At 68.7% G+C, this 20226-nt stretch carries 20 protein-coding genes, 2 tRNA genes and 1 pseudogene; 12 read left to right on the top strand and 11 right to left on the bottom strand.

Going from position 1 to position 20226, the window contains the following annotated elements; genetic code table 11:
- Positions 1-138 precede the first annotated feature (138 nt).
- Positions 139-1755, top strand: coding sequence for a gamma-glutamyltransferase family protein (locus CJZ80_RS00285; RefSeq protein ID WP_094510031.1), 1617 nt, complete (start codon positions 139-141; stop codon positions 1753-1755).
- Between the two features lie 38 nt (positions 1756-1793).
- On the opposite strand, the gene CJZ80_RS00280 is transcribed toward CJZ80_RS00285, so the two are convergent.
- On the bottom strand, positions 1794-2342 hold the full coding sequence (locus CJZ80_RS00280) for a DUF1823 family protein (RefSeq protein ID WP_094510029.1): 549 nt from the start codon (positions 2340-2342) through the stop codon (positions 1794-1796).
- Between the two features lie 107 nt (positions 2343-2449).
- Here CJZ80_RS00280 and dusB point away from each other — a divergent pair, with 107 nt between their 5' ends.
- The gene (gene dusB / locus CJZ80_RS00275; RefSeq protein WP_094510027.1) at positions 2450-3526 is read left to right on the top strand and encodes a tRNA dihydrouridine synthase DusB; all 1077 of its coding nucleotides are present in this window, start codon (positions 2450-2452) and stop codon (positions 3524-3526) included.
- A gap of 38 nt (positions 3527-3564) precedes the next feature.
- Here the strand turns inward: dusB and CJZ80_RS00270 are convergent.
- Positions 3565-4182: pseudogene (locus CJZ80_RS00270) on the bottom strand (DUF4079 domain-containing protein); the annotation flags it as partial.
- 62 nt (positions 4183-4244) lie between these two features.
- Positions 4245-4967 (bottom strand): precorrin-2 C(20)-methyltransferase, encoded by a 723-nt coding sequence (locus CJZ80_RS00265; protein ID WP_233132730.1) that lies wholly within the window; start codon positions 4965-4967, stop codon positions 4245-4247.
- A gap of 295 nt (positions 4968-5262) precedes the next feature.
- On the opposite strand from CJZ80_RS00265, the gene CJZ80_RS00260 reads away from it, so the two are divergent.
- Positions 5263-5850, top strand: a complete 588-nt coding sequence (locus tag CJZ80_RS00260) for an acireductone dioxygenase (protein ID WP_094510023.1) — start codon at positions 5263-5265, stop codon at positions 5848-5850.
- A gap of 81 nt (positions 5851-5931) precedes the next feature.
- On the opposite strand, the gene CJZ80_RS00255 is transcribed toward CJZ80_RS00260, so the two are convergent.
- The gene (locus tag CJZ80_RS00255; protein ID WP_094510021.1) at positions 5932-6588 is read right to left on the bottom strand and encodes a tRNA-(ms[2]io[6]A)-hydroxylase; all 657 of its coding nucleotides are present in this window, start codon (positions 6586-6588) and stop codon (positions 5932-5934) included.
- On the bottom strand, positions 6585-7031 hold the full coding sequence (gene aroQ, locus CJZ80_RS00250; RefSeq protein WP_094510019.1) for a type II 3-dehydroquinate dehydratase: 447 nt from the start codon (positions 7029-7031) through the stop codon (positions 6585-6587). The genes CJZ80_RS00255 and aroQ overlap by 4 nt, the downstream gene beginning before the upstream one ends.
- Before the next feature lie 35 nt (positions 7032-7066).
- Here aroQ and CJZ80_RS00245 point away from each other — a divergent pair.
- From CJZ80_RS00245 to CJZ80_RS00235, 3 genes are all read left to right on the top strand, one after another.
- Positions 7067-7148: transfer RNA gene (locus tag CJZ80_RS00245), tRNA-Tyr, on the top strand.
- Between the two features lie 10 nt (positions 7149-7158).
- A tRNA-Thr gene (locus tag CJZ80_RS00240) sits at positions 7159-7230 on the top strand.
- A 127-nt stretch (positions 7231-7357) separates the two neighbouring features.
- Positions 7358-7618, top strand: a complete 261-nt coding sequence (locus CJZ80_RS00235) for a hypothetical protein (RefSeq protein WP_094510017.1) — start codon at positions 7358-7360, stop codon at positions 7616-7618.
- Between the two features lie 433 nt (positions 7619-8051).
- On the opposite strand, the gene CJZ80_RS00225 is transcribed toward CJZ80_RS00235, so the two are convergent.
- Positions 8052-8702: an alpha-ketoglutarate-dependent dioxygenase AlkB gene (locus CJZ80_RS00225; RefSeq protein WP_094510013.1), complete on the bottom strand. Its 651-nt coding sequence runs from the start codon at positions 8700-8702 to the stop codon at positions 8052-8054.
- 121 nt (positions 8703-8823) lie between these two features.
- On the opposite strand from CJZ80_RS00225, the gene CJZ80_RS00220 reads away from it, so the two are divergent.
- Both CJZ80_RS00220 and CJZ80_RS00215 read left to right on the top strand, forming a co-directional pair.
- Positions 8824-10239, top strand: coding sequence for an aldehyde dehydrogenase family protein (locus tag CJZ80_RS00220; protein WP_369802956.1), 1416 nt, complete (start codon positions 8824-8826; stop codon positions 10237-10239).
- Between the two features lie 78 nt (positions 10240-10317).
- Positions 10318-11505 carry a LysM peptidoglycan-binding domain-containing protein gene (locus CJZ80_RS00215; RefSeq protein ID WP_094510011.1) on the top strand — a complete coding sequence of 396 codons (1188 nt, stop codon included), beginning with the start codon at positions 10318-10320 and terminating at the stop codon, positions 11503-11505.
- Between the two features lie 37 nt (positions 11506-11542).
- On the opposite strand, the gene CJZ80_RS00210 is transcribed toward CJZ80_RS00215, so the two are convergent.
- Entirely contained in the window at positions 11543-13051 is a 1509-nt protein-coding gene (locus CJZ80_RS00210) for an ATP-dependent DNA helicase RecQ (protein WP_198948186.1), read from the bottom strand.
- Between the two features lie 67 nt (positions 13052-13118).
- Positions 13119-14081 carry a hypothetical protein gene (locus tag CJZ80_RS00205; RefSeq protein WP_233132729.1) on the bottom strand — a complete coding sequence of 321 codons (963 nt, stop codon included), beginning with the start codon at positions 14079-14081 and terminating at the stop codon, positions 13119-13121.
- Positions 14082-14292: 211 nt separating this feature from the next.
- On the opposite strand from CJZ80_RS00205, the gene CJZ80_RS00200 reads away from it, so the two are divergent.
- The 4 genes from CJZ80_RS00200 (at position 14293) to mtnC (ending at position 17327) form a co-directional block, all read left to right on the top strand.
- Positions 14293-14502, top strand: coding sequence for a photosystem I reaction center subunit IV (locus tag CJZ80_RS00200; protein WP_094510007.1), 210 nt, complete (start codon positions 14293-14295; stop codon positions 14500-14502).
- A 517-nt stretch (positions 14503-15019) separates the two neighbouring features.
- Positions 15020-15865 carry a DNA-formamidopyrimidine glycosylase gene (locus CJZ80_RS00195; RefSeq protein WP_094510005.1) on the top strand — a complete coding sequence of 282 codons (846 nt, stop codon included), beginning with the start codon at positions 15020-15022 and terminating at the stop codon, positions 15863-15865.
- Positions 15866-15882: 17 nt separating this feature from the next.
- Positions 15883-16563, top strand: a complete 681-nt coding sequence (gene mtnB, locus CJZ80_RS00190) for a methylthioribulose 1-phosphate dehydratase (protein WP_094510408.1) — start codon at positions 15883-15885, stop codon at positions 16561-16563.
- 2 nt (positions 16564-16565) lie between these two features.
- Positions 16566-17327, top strand: a complete 762-nt coding sequence (gene mtnC / locus CJZ80_RS00185) for an acireductone synthase (protein WP_094510003.1) — start codon at positions 16566-16568, stop codon at positions 17325-17327.
- 637 nt (positions 17328-17964) lie between these two features.
- On the opposite strand, the gene CJZ80_RS00175 is transcribed toward mtnC, so the two are convergent.
- From CJZ80_RS00175 to CJZ80_RS00165, 3 genes are all read right to left on the bottom strand, one after another.
- Positions 17965-18486 (bottom strand): hypothetical protein, encoded by a 522-nt coding sequence (locus tag CJZ80_RS00175; RefSeq protein ID WP_094509999.1) that lies wholly within the window; start codon positions 18484-18486, stop codon positions 17965-17967.
- Positions 18483-19313 (bottom strand): archaeosortase/exosortase family protein, encoded by an 831-nt coding sequence (locus tag CJZ80_RS00170; protein WP_144036856.1) that lies wholly within the window; start codon positions 19311-19313, stop codon positions 18483-18485. Before CJZ80_RS00170 ends, CJZ80_RS00175 begins: the two co-directional genes overlap by 4 nt.
- A gap of 68 nt (positions 19314-19381) precedes the next feature.
- A complete protein-coding gene (locus CJZ80_RS00165; RefSeq protein ID WP_094509995.1) occupies positions 19382-20179 on the bottom strand; it encodes a hypothetical protein in 798 nt (265 codons plus the stop codon).
- Between the last annotated feature and the right edge of the window lie 47 nt (positions 20180-20226).

The raw sequence follows: 20226 nt of genomic DNA, 5'->3' as shown, positions 1-20226 counted from the left end.
TTGGCGGCGTCACCCCGCAACTCCGAGCCCTGGAAGCGGGAACCTTGCACGTTCGAACCTTTCAACACCGTTGAGCCGCTGTGGCGGAGGCGCCACCCACACCAGACTGCGGCCTGACCGCCAGAGCCGCGCGCTGCCATGGCCAACCCTGCCTTTCTTCATCGCCGCTCGCCCGTGTTTGCCGGGCATGCGATGGTCACCTCCAGCTCGCCGCTGGTGACCCGCGTGGGCCTGCGGGTGCTGGAGCAGGGCGGCAACGCCGCCGATGCCGCGGTAGCCATGGCCGGGATGCTGGCGCTGGCCGAGCCGATGATGAGCGGCCTCGGCGGCGACACCATGGTGCTGGTGTGGTCGGCGCAGGACCAGCGGGTGCTGGGTCTCAATGGCAGCGGCATGGCCCCGAGCGGCGCCAGCCTCGAGCGCATCGGAGCGCGCCCCTTGATGCCGGAGCACGGCGCGGCCTCGGTCACCATTCCAGGCGCCGTGGATGGCTGGTGCACCTTGCTGGAGCGGTTCGGCACCCAGTCGCTGCAGCAGCTGTGGGAACCGGTGATCGCCTATGCGCGCCAGGGCTACCCGGTGGGCGAATCGATCGCGGGGTTCTGGGCCGTTGGCGCCGCGCTGCTGGGGCAGAGCGCCTCATCAGAGCTTCGCGAGGTGTTTCTGCCCCATGGCAGCGCCCCGCAGCCGGGCCAGCTGATGCGCCTGCCGCAGCTGGCCGACACCCTGGAGCGCGTGGCCCGGGAGGGCCGCCAGGGCTTCTACGAAGGGCCCGTGGCCGCGGCGATCGCCACCACGATCAGCGCGGGCGGTGTGCCCACCACCACAGCCGACGTGGCCGCCCAGCAGCACCGCTCCGCATGGGTGGAGCCCCTGAGCGTGGGCTACCGCGGCCGGGAGGTGCTGGGCCTGCCACCCAATTCCCAGGGGGTGGTGGCTCTGCATGCTCTGGGCATCCTCGACGGCCTGCCCCTCGCCGCGATGGGCGAGGCGGAGCGTCTGCACCATGAGATCGAAGCGATCCGCCTCGGCTTTGAGCTGGCGATCGATGGGGTGGGGGAGCCCACCCCATCGATGCTCGAACTGGTGCGGCAGCAGCTCAGCCCGGACGGACTGGCCGCCGCCCGCAGCCGCATCACGGCCCTGGCCCGGCCGGCCACCCGGCCCCAGGGCGGCCATTCGGGCGACACCAGCTACGTGTGCGCCGTGGACGGCAACGGCAATGCCGTGTCGTTGATGACCAGCATCAGCGGACTGTTCGGCTCCGGGCTGGTGGCGGGCGACACGGGCGTGCTGCTCAACAACCGGGCGGCCCAGTTCTCCAGCCAGCCGGGCCATCCCAATGCCCTGGCACCCGGCCACCGGCCGCGTCATTCGATCCTGCCGGCGATGGTGCTGCGCGATGGGCTGCCTGAATTCGTGATGGGGGTGATCGGCGGCAACGCCCACCCCCAGGGGCTCACCCAGATCCTGGTGAACGCCCTCGATCTGGGCATGAATCCCCAGCAGGCCGTAGATGCCCCGCGCTTCAAGCTGGTCATGCAGAGCGGTGCGGTTCACATCGATCCGCAGTTCAATCCAGACGTGGGCCACGAGCTGGTGGCCCGCGGCCATCAGCTCGGCGATTCCTATGGCTTCGTGGGTTTCAAGGGGGGTGCCCAGATGGTGCGCCTCCATCGCGACGACTCCGGCCACTGCACCAGCCTGGAGGCCGGCGTGGATCACCGGCTCGATGGGGTGGCCATGGGGATTTGAACGGGGGGGGCCTGCGTGGCTCGGGGGCGGTCCACCGGCTACTGCACCGGCAGATCTCCAGGGTGCCCCGCCACCGGATCGGCCGGCTGCGGCAGCAGCGGTGGCAGCGGCCCTGTGTCCGGCAGCGGTTCGCCCCGCTCGGCCAGGTGAGCCAGCAGCCAGTTCACCGCCGTGGCGCGGCGGGTGCGGCGGGGAAACAGCTCGCCGATGCGGTAGCCGGCGAAGCCCAGCTGGTGTTTGAGCAGTTGCTTGTGGGCGGCGGCAATCGAGCGGGTGAGCCGCACGCTGGCCGGACGCTCCGCGATCAGCGGCGGCGCCAGCGGGTAGGCCAGGGCCCAGTCGTCCGGTGTGGCGGTGGTGGCGCGCCACGGCGCTGGCCCCTGTGCGGCGCCGGAGGCGCCCACGGCAGCGGTGGTGGCCTCTGCCGTGGGTTCCGCCTCAGCAGCAGGCCCATCCACCAGCCCGTCAGCGGGTGCGTAGCCCAGCCGCTGCCAGACCAGTTCGCAGACGAAGCGGTCGCTGGTGCGGTCGTCGAGGATCAGCTGCAGCAACTGCCGACTGAGCGGATGGGGGGAGGCGGCGGTCATGGCGAAGCGGCGGGTCAGCAGGTCAGCGAGGCGGTCGTTGGGCGGGTCAACGAGGCAGTTGTTCGGCGGGTCAGCGCGGCGCTGGGCAGCGGGAAGATGAACCTCTGATGACCCTGCCACCGCTTCCACTTCAGCTTCAGGGCCGCGGCCAGCCGCGCCAGCTGCGCTGCCGGGTGTTCCAGTCGCCCCTGGCGGGGGTGAGCGACCAGATCTTTCGGGGCTTCGTGCGCCGTTGGGCTCCCGACGCCCTCCTCTATACGGAGATGGTGCACGCCACCTGCCTGGAGCGGGGCCACGGCAGTGAGAAGTTCGAGGCTCTGGCCGGCGAGAGCGGGCCGATCGCGGTGCAGCTGTTCGACCACCGTCCCCAGGCCCTGGCCGAGGCCGCCCGGCGGGCGGAGGCGGCGGGCGCTTTCCTGATCGACATCAACATGGGCTGCCCGGTGCGCAAGGTGGCGCGCAAAGGCGGCGGCAGCGGCCTGCTGCGCGAGCCCGCGCTGGCGGCGGAGATCGTGGCGGCGGTGGCGGCTGCGGTGCGCGTGCCGGTCACAGTGAAGACGCGGCTGGGCTGGTGCGGCAGCAGCGCCGATCCGGTGGCTTTCGCCCTCGGTCTGCAGGAGGCCGGCGCCGAGGCGCTCACCCTGCACGGCCGCACACGGGAGCAGGGCTTCTCCGGCAGCGCCGACTGGGCCGCCATCGCCCGGGTGAAGCAGGCCCTGCGCATTCCCGTGATCGCCAACGGCGACGTGACCTCCCCCGAAGAAGCCCTGCGCTGCCTGGCCATCACCGGCGCCGATGGGGTCATGGTGGGGCGAGCCACCCTGGGAGCCCCCTGGCTGGTGGGCCGCATCGACGCGGCCCTGAGCGGCCGGCCGGTGCCACCGGACCCCTCGCCGGCCGAGCGGCTGGCCCTGGCGGCCGAGCACCTGCAGGCGCTGGTGGCCTACCGAGGGGCGAAAGGCCTGCAGATCGCCCGCAAGCACATGGGCTGGACCTGCCAGGGCTTCGCCGGCGCCGCCCAACTGCGCCATCAGCTGATGCGCGCGCCCACCCCTGCGGAGGCCAGGGCACTGCTGGAAGCGGCAGCGGCTGACACCGTCGCTGTGTTGGCTGACGGGGCAGGAGCGTCAACACTTGACTGGGCCGGTGCTGGGCAGGTGCGCAACTCGAAGTTGCAGGAATAGATCGCCGGTTTCTGCCAGCTGAGTGGGATTTCCAGCAGGTCGCGGGTGCCGGTGATCGCCATCACGGCAAAGAGCACGGAGGCGAGCACGTTGGCGGTGATGTGCAAGCGACGCATCCGCAGGGAGCGGAAGATCTCCGCCTTGGAGGCCAGCGAGAACAGCATCAGGCCCGTGAGCAGCACGCCGGCCCAGTAGTGGGAGCTCCAGAAGGCAGGGCTGAGCGGGTTGTCGCTGAGGCGCCAGATCTCCGGCTGGCTGCCGAGGCCCAGCAGGCCCACCCATGTGAGCAGGGCGAAGCTGGCCCGCAGCGGCGCTTTCTTCGCCCGCCAGAGCCCCAGCAGACTCGCGAAGGTGCCGGCACTCACCAGCAGCAGCAGCGCCAGACGTCCGGCCCCGCCAGTGAAGGGGGGTTCCGGCACCACGAACTTGCTGATGAAGGAATAGAGGAGGGCGATCAGCACCGCCACCACGATGCCGGCTGTGAGCCAGCGGCCATGGTCGGCGTGCTCCACCCCCACGGTGGGCGGCTGTGGGTGGATCTTGAGCCGGCGCTCACGGGCCAGCAGGCCGAGGCGGATCGTGGCACCCACCACGGGATACACAAACAGGATGACCAGCACCGGATGCAGCAGCGAGAACCAGTCGATCGGGGTCATGGAGCAGGTGGTGGGGGGTGGGGAAGCCAGCCAAAGGCTGTCACAGCCGAGGGGCGCCGGCGCTAAGGAAGTACCGACGGCCAGCCGGATCGGATCAGCAGAAGCGAAAAGTAGGGCCGCTGCTCGGAGGGCACCGCATCGGCCGGCACCACCACCTGATCGGGCCAGCCCACCCGCTGGGCGAACAGGGCGTCCCCAAGGAGCCCGCGCCGTTCCAGCAGGGGCCGCACCCAGCTCCAGCGGTGGCCCAGCTTGAGCAGGGCCAGGCCGGTGCGCGCCTGCGGGGGCTCCAGGGCGATGGCGTCGAGCAGGGTATCGAGCACCCCGGGCGCATCGGGCGTGGGGCGCACCAGCAGCCCCTGCCCCTGCAGGGCCAGAGGCCAGTGGCCTGCGGCCGCCGCCGCTGCAACGGCGGGGATGCCGGGGATGAGCCGCACTGGGCAGGCGGGGTGGGCATCGCGCAGAGCCAGCAGCACGTACGAGGCGCTGGCATAGAGCGACACATCCCCCTCGCAGAGCAGCACCACCCGGCGGCCAGCGGCCACCGCGGCCGCCAGCGCCTCAGCCGCAGCCCGCCAGGCCTGACGGCGCGGCTCAGGCTCCGCCACCATCGGAAACACCAGCGGCAAGGTGGCCTGCTCCGGATTCAGCCACGGCGCCGCGATCGCCGCGGCCATTCCCTCCCCACCCGCCTGGGCCACCGGGTAGGCCACCAGGTCGGCAGCGGCGATTGCCCGCACCGCCGCCACGGTAAGCAGATCCGGATCGCCCGGACCCACACCCACCAGCGTGAGCCCCGGCAAGGCAGCGGCGCCGGTGGGGTCGGGCAGGCCTTGAAGGCCTGGCAGGCCGGGAAAACCGGACAAACCGGGGGAGCCTGGGGGCACCGAGGGGGCCTCGCTCATTGGGTGCTGCCACCAGATCCGTGGGGTTCATCCCATCACGCCGTGGCGCCAGCGGCTCAGCCCATGGGCCACGCGCCAGTGGCGTGCTCAGGCCTTGCGGCGGCGCCGCAACACACCCGCACCTCCGGCCCGCAGGGCTTCCATAGGCTGGAGCCATCGCCCATGCCGCACCCCGATGACTCTGCTGGCCATTCACCAACTGCCCGGCGATGGCAGCGCCGCCCCTACCGCCACCCCCTGCCCGCCCACGTTGCGCACCAGCGACGGCGACCGGATCCGCCAGGAGCTGGAGGCCCGCGGCATCCGCTTCGAGCGCTGGCCGGCCCGGGCCGCCACTGGCGAGGCCACCACTGCCGACGCGCTGCTGGCGCTCTACGCCGAGGAGATCGCCCGACTGCAGAGCAGCGGCGCCTATCCCACCGTCGATGCGATCCGCCTCACGCCCGACCATCCGGATCGGGTGGCGCTGCGGCAGAAGTTCCTCTCGGAGCACACCCACAGCGAGGACGAGGTGCGCTTCTTCGTGGAAGGGCGCGGCCTGTTCTGCCTTCACCTCGGTGATGAGGTGCTGCAGGTGGTGTGTGAGCGCAACGACCTGATCTCTGTGCCGGCCGGCACGCCCCACTGGTTTGACATGGGGCCCGAGCCCCACTTCGCCGCCCTGCGCTTCTTCGACAACCCGGAGGGGTGGGTAGCCACCTTCACCGGTGAGGCCATCGCCGAACGGTTCCCCCTGCTCGACGAACTGCTGACCGCCGTTTGAGACCAGGCAAATCGGCCGTGGCCACGCCTGCGGCCTGGCAACTCTGCAAAGCCACGCCTCTGGCGTTGCCGCCCGCCAGGGTCAGGCCACGCCCACCGAGTGCATCCGAACCAGCCCTGGATCGGCCAACACTCCTGTGAGGGCCTGAACCTCCGCCAGCGCCAGCTGCTCCAGCCGCTCCACCGTGGCTTCGCGACTGAAGCGCGCTTCGGCCAGCACCCAGTAGAGGCCGAAGTGGCGCGCCTCGCTGGCCAGCAGATCGCCGTACAGGGCCGCCAGCTCCGGGTCAGGGCTGTGGGCAGCCAGCAGGGCCATGCGTTCGTGGCTGCGGGCCTCGATCAGGCCGGCCACCAGGAAGCTGTCGAGCATGCGCTGCGGCTCGCCCCGCCGCACCTGGCCGGCCAGGGCGGCGCCGTAGGGCGGGGCTGCCAGGGCGCGCAGGGCATGGCCTCGCCGCTCCAGCAGGGCCTGCACGCGCTCGAAGTGCTCGAGCTCCTCACGGGCCAGGGGGCTGAGCACCGCGGCCAGCTCCCCGTCGGAGGGGTAGCGGAACATCAGCTGCAGCGCCACGCCCGCCGCCTTGCGTTCGCAGTGGGCATGGTCGATCAACAGCAGCTCGGGGTGGGCCAGGGCCTGCTCCAACCAGGCGTCGCTGCTGGGCGCCGTCAGCCATCTCACCCGGGCCGGCGCGGCCACGGCCACGCCGGCCGCCAGCGGCAGGGAAGCGGTGGTGCTCATGCCGGCTCCTGGGCGCGCAGGTGGGCCACCAGGCCGTCGAGGCCGAGGCTGTAGCTGGCGGGCCCGAAGCCACAGATCACGCCCACCGCCCGGTCGGCCAGGGTGGAGTGGTGCCGGAACGGCTCGCGGGCGTGAACGTTGCTGAGGTGCACCTCCACAAAGGGCAACGCCACCCCCAGCAGCGCGTCACGGATGGCGATCGACGTGTGGGTGTAGGCACCAGCGTTAATGACGATGCCGTCGCAGACGCCGGCTGCCTCGTGGATGCGGTCCACGAGGGCACCCTCGTGGTTGCTCTGAAAACAGGCCAGGTCCACCCCCTGCGCCGCTGCCTGGGCCGTCAGCGCCGCGTTGATGGTTTCCAGGGTGCTGACCCCGTAAAGCCCAGGCTCACGGCGCCCCAGCAGGTTGAGGTTGGGGCCGTGAAGCACGAGCAGCTGCATGGGGAAGGTCGACTGGTAAGTTTCTCGGGTGGAGCGGGTCGGTGCCCGAGTGGTTAATGGGGGCGGACTGTAAATCCGCTGGCTCTGCCTACGTTGGTTCAAATCCAACCCGGCCCACCTTCCACATGCCCTTGTAGCTCAGCGGTAGAGCACTCCCTTGGTAAGGGAGAGGTCACGAGTTCAAGTCTCGTCAAGGGCTTCCTCCCAACCCTTTCCGGCCATTCACTTGGACCTTCGGGCTGCCGATCCCCTGGCAAGGTGTGGCCAGCCGGTCCCCATCGCCGGGAACGCCCGGGCGGCAGACTCCCAACGGCTGCCACCCTGCCATGGGCGCGATCCTGCTCACCGTTCTCACCGCACTGCTGGGCTTTGGCCTGGGCAAGGGCGTGCCTCGGCTGGTTCAGCGCTCGGGCAGCCTGGCTCGCCGTTCGCGGCTGAGCCAGCTGGCCTTCGGCAGCCTGCTGCTGCTGCCCTGGCTGGTGGGGATCGCCCTGCTGCTGCTGTTGCCCTTGCGCCCTGCACTGCTGCTACCTGCGATCGGCTACGGCGTGGGCATGTGGCAGGGGCGGCGCAAGCTGGGGCTGTAGCCGTCGGCGCGGCTGACCGCCTCGGCCAAAGACGCGGATCCCGCAACTGCAGCACGCTGCGTTCAGCCATAACCGATTGCGCAACACCGGCCCACCGCACCCTGCGTCTCTGCACGCGTTGAGTACACCCCGGAACAGCATCAGTCCACTGCCCCAACATGATGGCGACGCTTGCACTGCAACCGCAGAGGAGCAAGAGGATCGTCCCAATGGGGGCGACGGGCGGAGTTGGGGCCGGATCGCTTGGGGAGGATGGCTCGCTGCTCGCGTCGCCAGGTATCCGTGGTGGTGCCTGCCTGCTTGTCACAGAGGGCGACCATCGATCCGCAATGGCGTTGATTGAAATGCTGTCGAATGCCTAGGCGCACTCACTCACGAAGTCCCTGCCAAAGACTCAGCTCAACACCCTTGCAACCACACGCCCCGATCGAGCTCACCGCTGTGCAATCGCTCCCCTTCGAATCACGCGGAAGGTGAGATTGATGCGGTCACGTGCGACCCGCCGCCGCTGGGGCACCTGATGCAACCAGTGCTGTTGCGTGGGTGGATCCATCACCAGCAGATCGCCTTCGCCCAGTTCAAAGCTCAGCGGTGACTCTGCATGTGCGGAAGGTTGCCGGGGCTTGAGCCGAAAGCTGCGCGCCGCCCCGAGGCTGAGGGAGGCAATCGGTTGATCGGGATCAAGTTCGGGCTCATCGTCCGCATGCCAATCCAGCTTGTCGTTGCCGTCGCGGTAGTGATTGAGCAGCAGGGAGTTGAAGCGGCAACCGGCGGCGGCCTCCACCTGCCGGCGCAGCTGCTGCAGCGAGGCGGTCCAGGGCTCGATCGCCTGGTGAACACCGCTGTAGGCGTAGTGGCAACCGGGATCGCCCATCCAGCAGGTAAGCCGCGGAATCGGATGGGTGCGGCCGAACAGGGTGATGTGCTCCTGGCGCCAGGGCACGTCAGTCCGCAGCTGAACCAGCCAGGACGCCGCATCCGCCAGCCACAAGGGCCAGTAGCGCAACGCCAGTCCTTCCCGCCTCACCGTCTGAGGGGTGCCGGCCGGCGGCGTTGGCTGCAGGAGATCGAGTTGCTGTTCCATCCTTCTCGCCCTCACCATCGTGCTGGAGCTGTGGCCGCCAGCCGCTCCCACACCCGCTCCAGCAGGCCCCGTGGCCGGGTAGCAGCCGCCATGCTGGAGCCATTCTCGTTCGCCCGCTCCCATGACCGCCTCCACCGCCATGCCCATGGCGGACATGCCCGCCGTGGCCATGCCCGCCGTGGACAGCCTGCGTGAGCCGGTCAGCCAGGGGCTCACCCGCCCGCTGGCCTGGCGTCGCGAGCAGCTCGCGCGGCTCACGGCGCTGCTCGATGGTGCGGAGGAGGCGATCCTTGCGGCACTCGCCGCCGACCTGGGCAAGCCTCCGGTGGAGGCCTACTTCGAAGTGGTGGCCGTGCGTCAGGAGCTGCGCCTCTGCCAGCGCCAGCTGCGGCGCTGGATGGCGCCCCGACCGGTGCCGGTGCCGCTCAGCCAGAAGCCGGGCCAGGCCCGGCTGATGCCGGAGCCGCTCGGCTGCGTGCTGATCATCGGCCCCTGGAATTACCCCTTCTCACTCACCATCCAGCCGCTGGTGAGTGCGCTGGCGGCGGGCAACAGCGCCGTGCTGAAACCATCGGAGCAGGCCCCGCAAACCTCGGCCCTGATCGCCCAGCTGGTGGCGCGCCACCTGGAGCCCGATGTGGTGCAGGTGGTGGAAGGAGACGGAGCTGTGGCCAGCGCGCTGCTCCAGCTGCGCTTCGATCACATTTTCTTCACTGGCGGCGGCCGGGTGGGCCGGCTGGTGATGGAGGCGGCCGCGCGTCACCTCACCCCGGTCACCCTGGAGCTGGGCGGCAAGAGCCCGGCCATCGTGCTGGCCGACGCCGACCTCGACACCACTGCCCGTCGCCTGATCTGGGGCAAGGGGCTCAACGCCGGTCAGACCTGCATCGCCCCCGACCATCTGCTGGTGGAAGACTCAGTGCGGCCGGCGCTGGTGGAGCGGCTGACGCGGGAGATCACGCGCTGCTACGGCGAGGACCCGCTGGCGTCGCCGGATCTGGCCCGCATCGTCAACCGCCCGCAGTTCGAGCGGCTGTGCGGCCTGCTGGAGGGCGCCCGGCAGCGGGGGCAGCTGCTGGCCGGCAGCCAGATCGATCCGGAGCGCCTGCGCATCGCCCCCACCCTGCTGGCGGTCGATGCGGCCGACGATCCGCTGATGCAGGAGGAGCTGTTCGGTCCCCTGCTGCCGGTGCTGCCTGTGGCTTCGCTGGATGAGGCAATCACCCGGGTGCGGCGTGGAGCCAAGCCGCTGGCGCTCTATCTGTTCAGCAGCAGTGCCGCCGCCCAGGAGCAGGTGCTGGCAGGCACCAGTTCGGGGGGCGTCTGCTTCAACGACGTGGTGATGCAGGTGGGGGTGCCCGAGCTTCCATTCGGTGGCGTCGGCCCCAGCGGCATGGGCCGCTACCACGGCCAGTCGGGCTTCGACACCTTTTCGCACCTGCGCAGCGTGCTGCGGCGCCCGTTCCGCTTCGATGTGCCGCTGCGCTATCCCCCCTACGGCGACCGTCTCGGCCTGATCAAGCGGCTGATGGGCTGAACCGGACCAACGATTTGGCGCCGGGGGACTGGCGCGCCAGAGGGTTCTCCTTAAGGTTCAACCAGCTGATCGTTGCCCATGCGCCGCGCCATCGTCGCCCTGGCCCTCGCCCTGCTGCTCCCGTTGCCGGGACTGGCCGCCCAGCACGTGGTGAAGCCCGGGGAGACGCTCTCGGAGATCGCCGAGCGCTATGGCGTGTCCCTCAACCGCCTGATGCAGCTGAACGGCATCAAGGATCCGGATCTGGTCACGGCCGGCACCCGCCTCACCGTGCCCGGTGGAGCCAGCTCCGGCGCCGGCTCTTCCACTGGTGGGCGCGGCAGCTACACCGTGAAGCCGGGCGAAACCCTCTCCGAGATCGCCGACCGGCTGGGCACCACGGTGCAGCGCCTGATCGAGCTCAACGGCATCCGCGACCCGGACATGGTGGCCGAGGGCACCCGCCTGGTGGTGCCCGGCGCCCCCGCCGCCGCCCGTCCCGCAGCGGTGAACAGGAACGCCCGCGAACACACCGTCCAACCAGGTGAAACCCTCTCCGGCATCGCCGATCGCTACGGGGTGCCGATGTCGCGGCTGATGGCGCTCAACAAGCTCACCGAACCCGACGAGATCCAGGCCGGCAGCCGCCTGGTGCTGCGCACCAGCACACCCGCACCCGCCCGCGCCGCCGCAAAGCCCGCGCCGCCCAAGCCCGCCGCCGCCAAACCCGCACCTGCGCGCCCGGCACCAGCAACAACGCAACAACCCAAACCGGCACCAGTGGCCGCCAGGCCGGCGCCGGCAGCGACCGCCCAACCCAAACCGGCACCTGCAGCCCAGCCGGCGCCCGTGCGCCCCGCACCTGCTGCCACGGCTACAGCAGTCCAGCCCAGACCGGCACCGGCAGCCGCCACCCAACCCGCGCCCGCTGCCACCCGCCCGGCCCCAGCAGCAGCAGCCCCCCAACCCAGGCCAGCGGCTGCGGCAGCACCCGCCCCCCGTCCCAAACCGGCGGCCACCGCTGCCAGATCGGCCGGCCCCAAACCGCCGGAATGGCGCACCTACGGCCCGATTCAGGTTGACTTCGCCAACTGGCAGCCTCTGGGCGGCAGCATGGTGGCCCCGGCCCTGAACAGCGCCGGCCAATCGATTTTCCTGGCGGTCAACTGCACGGCCGGCAAGCTCAATGCCACCGGCGAAGCTGGTGCCTGGAAGAGCTGGGATGCCCCGCAGAGCGAGTTTGAACAGCAATTGGTGAGAGACCTCTGCAGGGTCGGCGGCGGCTGAGCCCCGTCCAGCCCACGCGTGCCGGCCCGCCTGCCGCTCATGCCGCCCAGCGCAACGGCCATGGCTCCTGCAGATAGCGGCGTCCGGCCTCCCGGATCCAGAGCCGCTGGCTGCCGTCGTCGCTTTCGCAGATCAGCTCCTCCTGCACCAGCCGGCGCGCCAGCCAGCCCCAGCGCTCTCCCTCCGCAGCGGCGGTGTCCTCCGCACCGGAGTGATCGGCCAGGTCATCGGCCAGCCGGGGGAGATCCAGGCCCCGGCGCTCCTGCAGCAGGGTCAGCACCTGCGCCGCCTGCGCCGACCAGTCGATCGGCACCCCACGGCTGTGGCAACGGTCGCAGCGACCGCAGGGGGGCACCAGCTCGCCCACGGCCTCCAGCAAGGCCTGCTCGCGACAGCCCGTCCCCTCCGCCACCGCCTCCATGCGCCGCAGCTGTTGCTGGGCCAGTTCCAGCCGCAACCTCTCCTGCTCCTGCAGCTCCGGGGTCAGCTGCCGGCCGGAGGCGCGCATCGCCCAGCCCAGCGAGCGCCGGTCCATCGGATCAAAGAGCACCAGGCAGCGGGCGGGCTGGCCATCACGCCCCGCCCGCCCCGACTCCTGCAGGTACCCCTCCGCGCTGGCAGGCAGATCCAGATGCAGCACCAGTCCCACATCCGGGCGGTCCACACCCATGCCGAAGGCCACCGTGGCCACCAGCACCGGCCGCGGATGGTGCTGGAAGTGCTCAAGCGCCAGCAGGCGGCTTTCAGGGTCCATGCCGGCGTGATACGCGATCGCCTCCACCCCGGCAGCCGAGAGCCGCGCCGCCCAGTGCTCCACCGACCGCCGTGTGCGGGCGTAGATCAGCACAGCCCCGGACGCAGCCGCCACCGTGTCGAGCACCAGTGGCAGCGGATCAGGGGGGCGCCGCTGCATGGCGTACACGAGATTCGCGCGCCGGGCGGAGCGCACCTGCACAAGGGGGCGCCGCAGCTGCAGCAGCCGGATGATGTCGGCGCGGACCCGCGGCGCGGCCGTGGCGCTCAGCGCCACCAGGGGCACACCGGGACAGAGGCTGCGCAGCTGCCCGAGGCGGCGGTAATCCGGGCGGAAATCATGGCCCCAGGCGCTGATGCAGTGGGCCTCGTCCACCGCCAGCGCCACCAGCCGGCCCTGCTCCAGCACGTCCTCCAGCAGGGCGCGGGTGGCTTCCGCCTGCAGCCGCTCCGGTGCCAAGTAGAGCAGGCGCAGGCGATTGTCGGCGAGGCGATGCAGAAGCTGCCGCCGCGACCCGGCATCGAGCCCCTGGTGCAGGCAGGCGGCCGGGATGCCGCGGCGCTGCAGCTGCGCCACCTGGTCCTGCATCAGGGCCACCAGCGGCGACACCACCAGCACCAGGCCCTGCCGCACCAGGGCGGGCAGCTGAAAACAGAGCGACTTCCCGCCACCGGTGGGCAGCACCGCCAGACAGTCGCGACCCGCCAGGAGGGCCTCCACCACCGGGCGCTGACCGGGCCGGAAGCGCGACCAGCCGAAATGACGCTCCAGGGAATCCTCGAGCGCTTCCATCGCCAAACCGACCACAGCCCTGGTGCGGCCCGACCTTAGCGGCCCCAGATCTGGTGGCCAGGCAGGCTCATGGCAACGGCGGTGCGTCCAGCTGGTCGGGGCTCTCCTCCACCAGCTGCAGCCGCACCCGTTTGCCGCCGGCCAGCTCCCCCAACGACACCCGCAGGGTGCTACCGCTCAGGCTCTGGAGCACGGTCAGCATGGCCCGCAGGTGGGGCGTGCTGCTGCCGCTCTCCACCCAGAGACGCTCCTGCAATCCCCCCAGCCGTCGCCAGCTGGTGTGCAGCTTCAGCACGGCACTTTCGAGCTGTTGGGCCTGCCCCACCGCATCGGCCAGCAAACCAAGAGCGTCGAGCCGCTGAGCCTCCTGCAGGGCTTTCTCCAGTTGCAGCTCCCCTTGCTGAAAGGCGCGCACCGCAGCCCCGGCCTCGGCCGCCTTGCTCAGCCAGCGGGCCGTGCTGGTCACGTCCCTGACCCGGTCGAGCTCGGGTTCATCGCGCAGCGCCTGGCGCAGATCGTCCTGCTGGGCCTCGGGCAGCTTGGCCAGCTCCTTCACCAGCGGCGCCACCGCCCGCGGGGGCAGCAGGTTCTCCTGGGTGCGCTGGCGGATCTCCTCCGGCAGCAGCGGGCTGGTGGCCGCTGTGAATTCATCAGAGAGGCGCCGCACCTGCTTGCGGGTGATCTGCTGCCCCTCATTGGCCGCTTCGCTGATCATCAGCTGCACCTCCGGGTCGGCCTGGGCCGTTTCGAGGAAGGCGCGCTTCGAGAAGTTGTTGACGCTGCTTTGCTCCAGCGGCCCATCACCCACCAGGCTTTCGGCAGACTCCGCCAGCTGGATCAGCCCATAGGCCCGGGTCTTGCTGATCTCCCGCTCCCTGAGCCACTGCAGGAAGCCGGTACCCCGACCCTCACCGCCGCGAACCTCGCGGTCGCGCACAGCGCGCAGGATGCGTCCCCGCCAGATCTCCGTCTGCAGGTCGAAGCGGTCGCACACCCCCCATGCCTCCTCCAGCCGCGCCAGGAACTCCATCGTGCTGATGTCGTCGCGCTGGGGATCGGGGAGCTCGAGATCGAGGATGGGGGGCTCCAACAACGGCGGGGCGGCAGCAGCCGATCGTGCCACGCTCCGCCCGCCCCCATGGCGGCCCTGCTCCGGCGACGACGATTCATGACACGGGCACCGTTGGGCCCGCCGGCCTCGGGTATCTTCCGACTGGCAATCAACCTTCTCCAGCGCAGCGATGGCCATCTCCCGCGGCGACAAAGTGCGCATCAAGCGACCCGAGTCCTATTGGTTCAACGACGTCGGCACCGTGGCGTCGATCGACACCTCCGGCATCCGCTACCCCGTGGTGGTGCGCTTCGAGAAAGTGAACTACACCGGATTCAGCGGTTCGGAAGGCGGCATCAATACCAACAACTTCTCCGAAGCCGAGCTCGAGAAGGCCTGAGTCCCAATCCCGGGGGCACATCCAGCATCTGCAGGGCTGCCCCCGCACACGGTCTGATCCACAGGGATTCTCTCCACCAGTCGCCTGCGTAGAAGCAGCATTTTTTCACTGGCCGTTATCACCCTGCAGGGGCTTCCATCAGCTCACCTTGGTGTTGCGTTTGCTGAGCCTGCGGCCCTCAGTTGAAGCCTTCCTCTCCCAACCCGAAGCCTTCGCTTCCCAGGCCAATCCAACACGCCGGGCCCCACCGCTGGGGCCGCCCCTATCCAGCAGCTGGCTTGAGTGGTCTATCCACCATTCTCCAGCTGCACAACCGCAGATCAGAGACGTCACTGCCATCTCGGGCTTGATTCCCCAGCTCGATCCATCAGTCCCCCTACAGCCTTGGGCTGTTCTGTGCGTGCGCGTTCCTCTGGCCGCCTACTCCCCCTCGACGCGGGCAACCCCAGAGGCAGCCCCGCACCTGTGGGCTCGGCGCGCCGGCATGGGAGCCTGAAGCAACGCGCCAGAAACCGTCTTGCCGGAGCTGCCTGAAGTCGAAACCGTGCGTCTCGGCCTCGAGCGACAGTTGGCGGGCTTCACTGTGGAGCGCGTCAGTGTGCTGAGAGCAAGGGCTGTGGCCCATCCCGCCGACCCCGAAGCGTTCTGTCGTGCCCTTGAAGGCACCCAGGTGGGTCTGTGGCAGCGCCGTGGCAAGTATCTGTTGGCCAGCCTCAGCCGCGATGGCGAGCCCGCCGGCCTGTGGGGTGTGCACCTGCGCATGACAGGCCAGTTTCAGTGGCTTGATCACGAGCGCGAACCATGCAGCCACACGCGCGTGCGGTTCCACGACTTCCAGGGTCACGAACTGCGCTTCGTGGACACGCGCAGCTTCGGCCAGATGTGGTGGATTCCTGCGGGATGCGAGCCCAGCCAGGTGATGCACGGCCTCAGCCGTCTCGGTCCTGAACCGTTCAGTGCGGCGTTCAACGCCGCCTACTTGCGGCAACGCCTGAAGGGGTCGCAGCGACCGATCAAGAACGCCCTGCTGGATCAGGCGCTGGTGGCCGGCATCGGCAACATCTATGCCGATGAATCTCTGTTCACCGCGGGCATCGATCCGCACACCCCCAGCGGCAGGCTTGGGGTGGCGCAGCTTCACCGGCTCCACCAGGCCGTGGTGCGGGTGCTGCAAACGAGCATCGGAGCGGGAGGCACCACCTTCAGCGATTTCAGAGATCTCAGCGGCACCAACGGCAACTACGGCGGCATGGCCTGGGTGTACCGACGCGGCGGCCAGCCCTGCCGGACGTGCGGAACACCAATCCAACGGGAGCGGCTGGCTGGGCGAGGAACCCACTGGTGCCCGTCCTGCCAGCATTGAAGGGCTGCAATCTGCCGATGCCTTTCGATCCACCCACAACCGCTGAGGCTCTGGCCAGCCTGATCCAGGACCTTCATCGCCGCGGCTGGTGTGATGGCACCGGTGGCAATTTCAGTTGCGTACTGAGCAGGGATCCTCTGCGGCTGCTCATGGCGCCCAGCGGGATCCACAAAGGTTCTGTTCGTGGCGCCGACCTGGTGCAGGTGAACGAAGCGGGCGCTGTGGTGGAGGGCAACGGACAGGCCAGCGCAGAGACGCTCTTGCACCTGGAGATCGTGCACACCTGCGGTGCGGGGGCTGTGCTCCACACCCATTCACCGGCGGCAACCCTGCTTTCGCGCCTGGCTCTCCAGAGCCAACAGCACAACGAACATGGCCCTGCGGGGGTTGTGTTTGAAGGGCTGGAGATGATGAAGGGACTTGAAGGCATCACCACCCATCACAGCCGCGTGGTGCTGCCGGTGGTACCGAACGACCAGGATCTGCGTCGGCTGAGTGACCTTGCCTCCCCTTTGCTCAACGACGCCCCCCATGGCCTGCTGGTCGGCGGCCATGGGCTCTATGCCTGGGGCAGCAATCTGTTCACAGCCCAACGGCACGTGGAAATTCTTGAGTTCCTCCTTGATCAGGCATGGAGAGAATTGGTGGTCAAGTCCCTGCACCCGACAGCATCTGCCCACTCAACACCGGCGCCATAGCCATGACGTCCACTCTCCCGGCTCGCACAGCCATCAGCCACATCCTTCTTGATATCGAAGGCACCACCTGTCCTTTCGATTTTGTGAAAGACACGCTCTTCCCCTATGCCGCAGATCAGCTGGAAGGCTTCCTTGCCGCAGAAGCCAGCACTCCCCAAGTACAGGTCCTGCTTCAGGCCGTCGAGCAGGCCTGGGAGCAAGAGGATCACAACGAAGCGCTTGAGCTGCTGGCAAAGGCTCGATTGAGCGCCAACGGCTCAACGGCGCAACGCCTGCTGCCCTATCTGAAGTGGCTGATTCAGTGCGACAGGAAACTGACTCCGCTAAAGGATCTCCAGGGGCTCATCTGGGAACGTGGCTATGCGGCCGGCCACCTGTGCGCCCCCCTCTTCGAAGATGTTCCACCAGCGCTGCAGCGCTGGACGCGGATGGGAATAGAGCTTGGGGTGTATTCCTCAGGATCGGTAAAAGCGCAACAGTTGCTATACGGACACAGCGTTGCCGGCAATCTCCAATCACTCTTCGCCGCCTGGTTCGACACCCGCATCGGTACCAAACAAGAATCCTCCAGCTACACCAGAATCGCCACCCAACTGAAGGTAGAGCCCGAACACATTCTATTCATCAGCGATGCGATCGCGGAGTTGGACGCCGCCAACACCGCCGGCATGCACCCCCTGCTCAGCGACCGGCCCGGCAATCCCTCCCGCGAGGCAGGCACGTTTCCCGTTGTTCAGTCTTTCGCCGGCGTCTATTCCGGGTGATTCCATCCTCCAACAGGAACGTTCCCACACTCCAGCCGATTGCCCCAAAGCTGACTAAAAGTTAAAGCAGGGTTGCTGGCTGGCGCCGCGCCATCGCCAGCAGGGCCGTGATGCCATGCATCACCCACCGCCTGCAAACCGGCTCGGATCGACGAAACATCCACCAGCCTCAGCAGTTTGAGCGCTGCAGTTCGCAGCTTTGCCATCGTGCCGGCACCACTGCCCCCGGTAACGGTGAACGTCCTCATGGGGCAGGGTGTCATGAATCCAGTGCCAGCCCTCAATCCTCCGCCAGTGCCGCACAAGTTGCAGCAAGGGTTCTGAGGTGATGTGCAGGCTGGTGAGAAGCAGATGGACCGTCTGAACCGGCTTGCCTTCTCTGGTGCCAGTGAGCTGGCCTGCGCGATCCTGCTGATCCTGCTCCAGGCACTGCTGCTCACACCCCGAACCAGGCATCTCCACCCAATCGCTGCTGGAAAATGCTGCGGTGAGCCTCACCTAGCGGCGGTTGATGATGACCATCAAATGAGGCCCACATGCCCGACCCTCAGATCAAACAGCCCACCTCACCAGGTTGGAAATGAGGCGGCTGCAGAAGCAGTTCCCACAGCAGCAGCAAGGGGCGACCATTCGGCTGTCACGTGGCCATCCACAGGCAGAGATTGGCCTGACGAGGCTGCAGACCCACCAGCCATGCAAGCGTCTGAGCAGAAGTAGCAGGATGGGCACGGCGCCAGGCCAACCAATCGGCGGCGCTATCAAGCTCGGCCCGTATATCGCCAGCCCCATCCACCACAAGACAACGGCCGCCCTTGGGTGAACGACTGAGGGCAGTATTGATGGCTTCCACAGGTATCTGGCCGCTTGCACCGCTGCGTGTATGGCCCAGTAGCAGCACGGAGTGCTCGCCGTAGCGGGCGGCGGCCAGCCTCACCACACCAGGAGGAAGATCCAGCTGGGGCGCGTCTTGCTGCAGCGGTGATGCCGGACGACGCGCGTACAGCACCCCATCGAGTCGCAGCTGGGGTGGCAGGGTGGCTGCGGGGGCAAAGCCCGGCTGGCGCAGCAGGGTTTCCAGCGACAGCAGGGAGGCCCAACCGGCCAGGGAACAGAGCACCAGGCGCCGCCGAAGCTGGGAGCCATCAAGGAGTGCGGTCATCCTGCGCGGGGTCCGTGCCGGCGCAGCCGCCATTCGAGCAGCATCACATAGGTGCCACAGACCAGGGCGCTAGCAGCCAGGGTAAACAGCTGGGAGCCGAGGCCGGAATGCCAGAACTCGAAACCGCGCAATGCTGCCAATGGCCCGGGTCCGGGATCCCGGATTGTGAAGGCAAGCAGGGCAATGCGCACTCCGTTGAGCAGGAATACTGCAGAGAAGGTGGCTACTGCCAATGCAGCGATGGTGGCGAAGCGGCCGCGGCGGGGCAGGGGCAGCAGGATCAGAAGCACCACCAAGGTGGCGAGGCTGAAGCCGAGGATGCTGCGGCCAGTGCAGTGGCCATCCACCAGCAGCGTCTGCGTGGTGGTAACAATGCGATCCCCCTGGGCATACGCGGACTGGCCGAACAGCCAGAGCAACTGGGCGGTCACTCGGGCGGTGACGTGTGCCAGCGGGGCTACGGGGATGGCCACATTGAAGAGCCCCTGGGAGGGCAGCAGCAGGCCGAGCACTACAAGCTGGTGCAGCAGCGTTGCCCGCCAGCCGATACCGGCCAGCAGGGCAAGACCAGGCAGTGCCATCAGAGGTAGCAGCCAGAACAGCGGGTCGTAAAGGCGGCCGCCGAAGCTGAGGACCAACAGACACCAGAGCAGGGCCAGCACACCGCAGCACCACCGGCCGGTCGGAATGGCCCCGAAGGCACACACTCCCCCCCCCTGCTCGAGCTCCAACAGCAGAATGGCGCCAGCCAGCCAGGTAAGTGCGGCCATAATCGTGAAATCGCCCACCCCCCCCCGGGCGGCGAGGGTGAGCTGGCTGGAGGCCAAGCCGGCCAGGAGAGCAAGCCGGCAGTACCGTTCCCACCGAGGCCATGGATCCACCGGCTCCACGGCCGTCACAGCTGCTCGGCGTGCTGCTCTTCCTCCATAGCGAGGCGGGCAGCACGGGCCTCGAGGATGCTCTCGCGGGTGTGGAGCAGGGAGCGAGGCCAAAGCAGCGAGGAGACCAAATGAAAGAGCGCGTAAACCAGGGCGCTTAGCCCCAACCGCAACACCTGCCGGGTCAGGTTGCCGCTTGCATCAGCACGGCGGCGGGTGACCTGTAAACGCAGGCTGGCCTCGGCGCGATCGAGCAAGAGAGCAGCCTGGCGCCGGCGCTCAGCCACGGAAGGGGCCGGGGCTGCAGAAGGTTGCACACGCCCCCCAAGTTGGCTGGCATCGACGGCCTGGAGCAGACCCGGCTGGCTGGCTAAGAGCTGCTGGAGGGCAGTGGCATCCGAGGAAGCCTGCAAGGCCTGCCGCAACCGCTGCAGCTCGGCCAGACCGCTCCGAAGCTCGGCATCATGGTGAGCGGTGGCGGTGCTCTCCACTTGAAGGAACACCCCCACCAGCGCCAGAGCAGTGAGCAGGTAGAGAAGCGCTGCCAACTGCAACAACGGCCGCACCGCGCATAGCAACCTCCACTCCCAATGGGCAGGCAGACCCTCGCCTGCGAGCCCGTAAAAAAGAAGGAAGAGAGCCACCACCGGCACGGTGGAGTTGGCAATCAGTTCGGTTAGCAGCGAGAACAATCGCTGGCTATCGCCCAACGGCAAGGGCAACAAGCCACCGACCAAGGTGATCAGAAAGGTGACCAGCAGTGTGTAGGCACTCAAGCGGGCCAGTGTGCCGGCCCGACGGGCACTGAAATCCATCACGCGATCACCTTACGGGAAGTGGTTGGGCGGCGCCGTTCGATCAC

The organism is Synechococcus sp. MW101C3 (genome assembly GCF_002252635.1).
GTDB lineage: Bacteria > Cyanobacteriota > Cyanobacteriia > PCC-6307 > Cyanobiaceae > MW101C3.
The sequence above is the reverse complement of the archived record's forward strand: the minus strand, read 5'-3'. Positions and strand labels throughout refer to the sequence as shown.

Excerpts from the sequence above, each read along its gene's own strand:
- CJZ80_RS00285 (WP_094510031.1), top strand. The coding sequence starts at position 139 with ATGGCCAACCCTGCCTTTCTTCATCGCCGCTCGCCCGTGTTTGCCGGG.
- CJZ80_RS00280 (WP_094510029.1), bottom strand. The coding sequence starts at position 2,342 with ATGACCGCCGCCTCCCCCCATCCGCTCAGTCGGCAGTTGCTGCAGCTG.
- dusB (WP_094510027.1), top strand. The coding sequence starts at position 2,450 with ATGACCCTGCCACCGCTTCCACTTCAGCTTCAGGGCCGCGGCCAGCCG.
- CJZ80_RS00260 (WP_094510023.1), top strand. The coding sequence starts at position 5,263 with ATGACTCTGCTGGCCATTCACCAACTGCCCGGCGATGGCAGCGCCGCC.
- CJZ80_RS00255 (WP_094510021.1), bottom strand. The coding sequence starts at position 6,588 with ATGAGCACCACCGCTTCCCTGCCGCTGGCGGCCGGCGTGGCCGTGGCC.
- aroQ (WP_094510019.1), bottom strand. The coding sequence starts at position 7,031 with ATGCAGCTGCTCGTGCTTCACGGCCCCAACCTCAACCTGCTGGGGCGC.
- CJZ80_RS00235 (WP_094510017.1), top strand. The coding sequence starts at position 7,358 with ATGGGCGCGATCCTGCTCACCGTTCTCACCGCACTGCTGGGCTTTGGC.
- CJZ80_RS00225 (WP_094510013.1), bottom strand. The coding sequence starts at position 8,702 with ATGGAACAGCAACTCGATCTCCTGCAGCCAACGCCGCCGGCCGGCACC.
- CJZ80_RS00220 (WP_369802956.1), top strand. The coding sequence starts at position 8,824 with ATGACCGCCTCCACCGCCATGCCCATGGCGGACATGCCCGCCGTGGCC.
- CJZ80_RS00215 (WP_094510011.1), top strand. The coding sequence starts at position 10,318 with ATGCGCCGCGCCATCGTCGCCCTGGCCCTCGCCCTGCTGCTCCCGTTG.
- CJZ80_RS00210 (WP_198948186.1), bottom strand. The coding sequence starts at position 13,051 with ATGGAAGCGCTCGAGGATTCCCTGGAGCGTCATTTCGGCTGGTCGCGC.
- CJZ80_RS00205 (WP_233132729.1), bottom strand. The coding sequence starts at position 14,081 with ATGGAGTTCCTGGCGCGGCTGGAGGAGGCATGGGGGGTGTGCGACCGC.
- CJZ80_RS00200 (WP_094510007.1), top strand. The coding sequence starts at position 14,293 with ATGGCCATCTCCCGCGGCGACAAAGTGCGCATCAAGCGACCCGAGTCC.
- mtnB (WP_094510408.1), top strand. The coding sequence starts at position 15,883 with ATGCCTTTCGATCCACCCACAACCGCTGAGGCTCTGGCCAGCCTGATC.
- mtnC (WP_094510003.1), top strand. The coding sequence starts at position 16,566 with ATGACGTCCACTCTCCCGGCTCGCACAGCCATCAGCCACATCCTTCTT.
- CJZ80_RS00175 (WP_094509999.1), bottom strand. The coding sequence starts at position 18,486 with ATGACCGCACTCCTTGATGGCTCCCAGCTTCGGCGGCGCCTGGTGCTC.
- CJZ80_RS00165 (WP_094509995.1), bottom strand. The coding sequence starts at position 20,179 with ATGGATTTCAGTGCCCGTCGGGCCGGCACACTGGCCCGCTTGAGTGCC.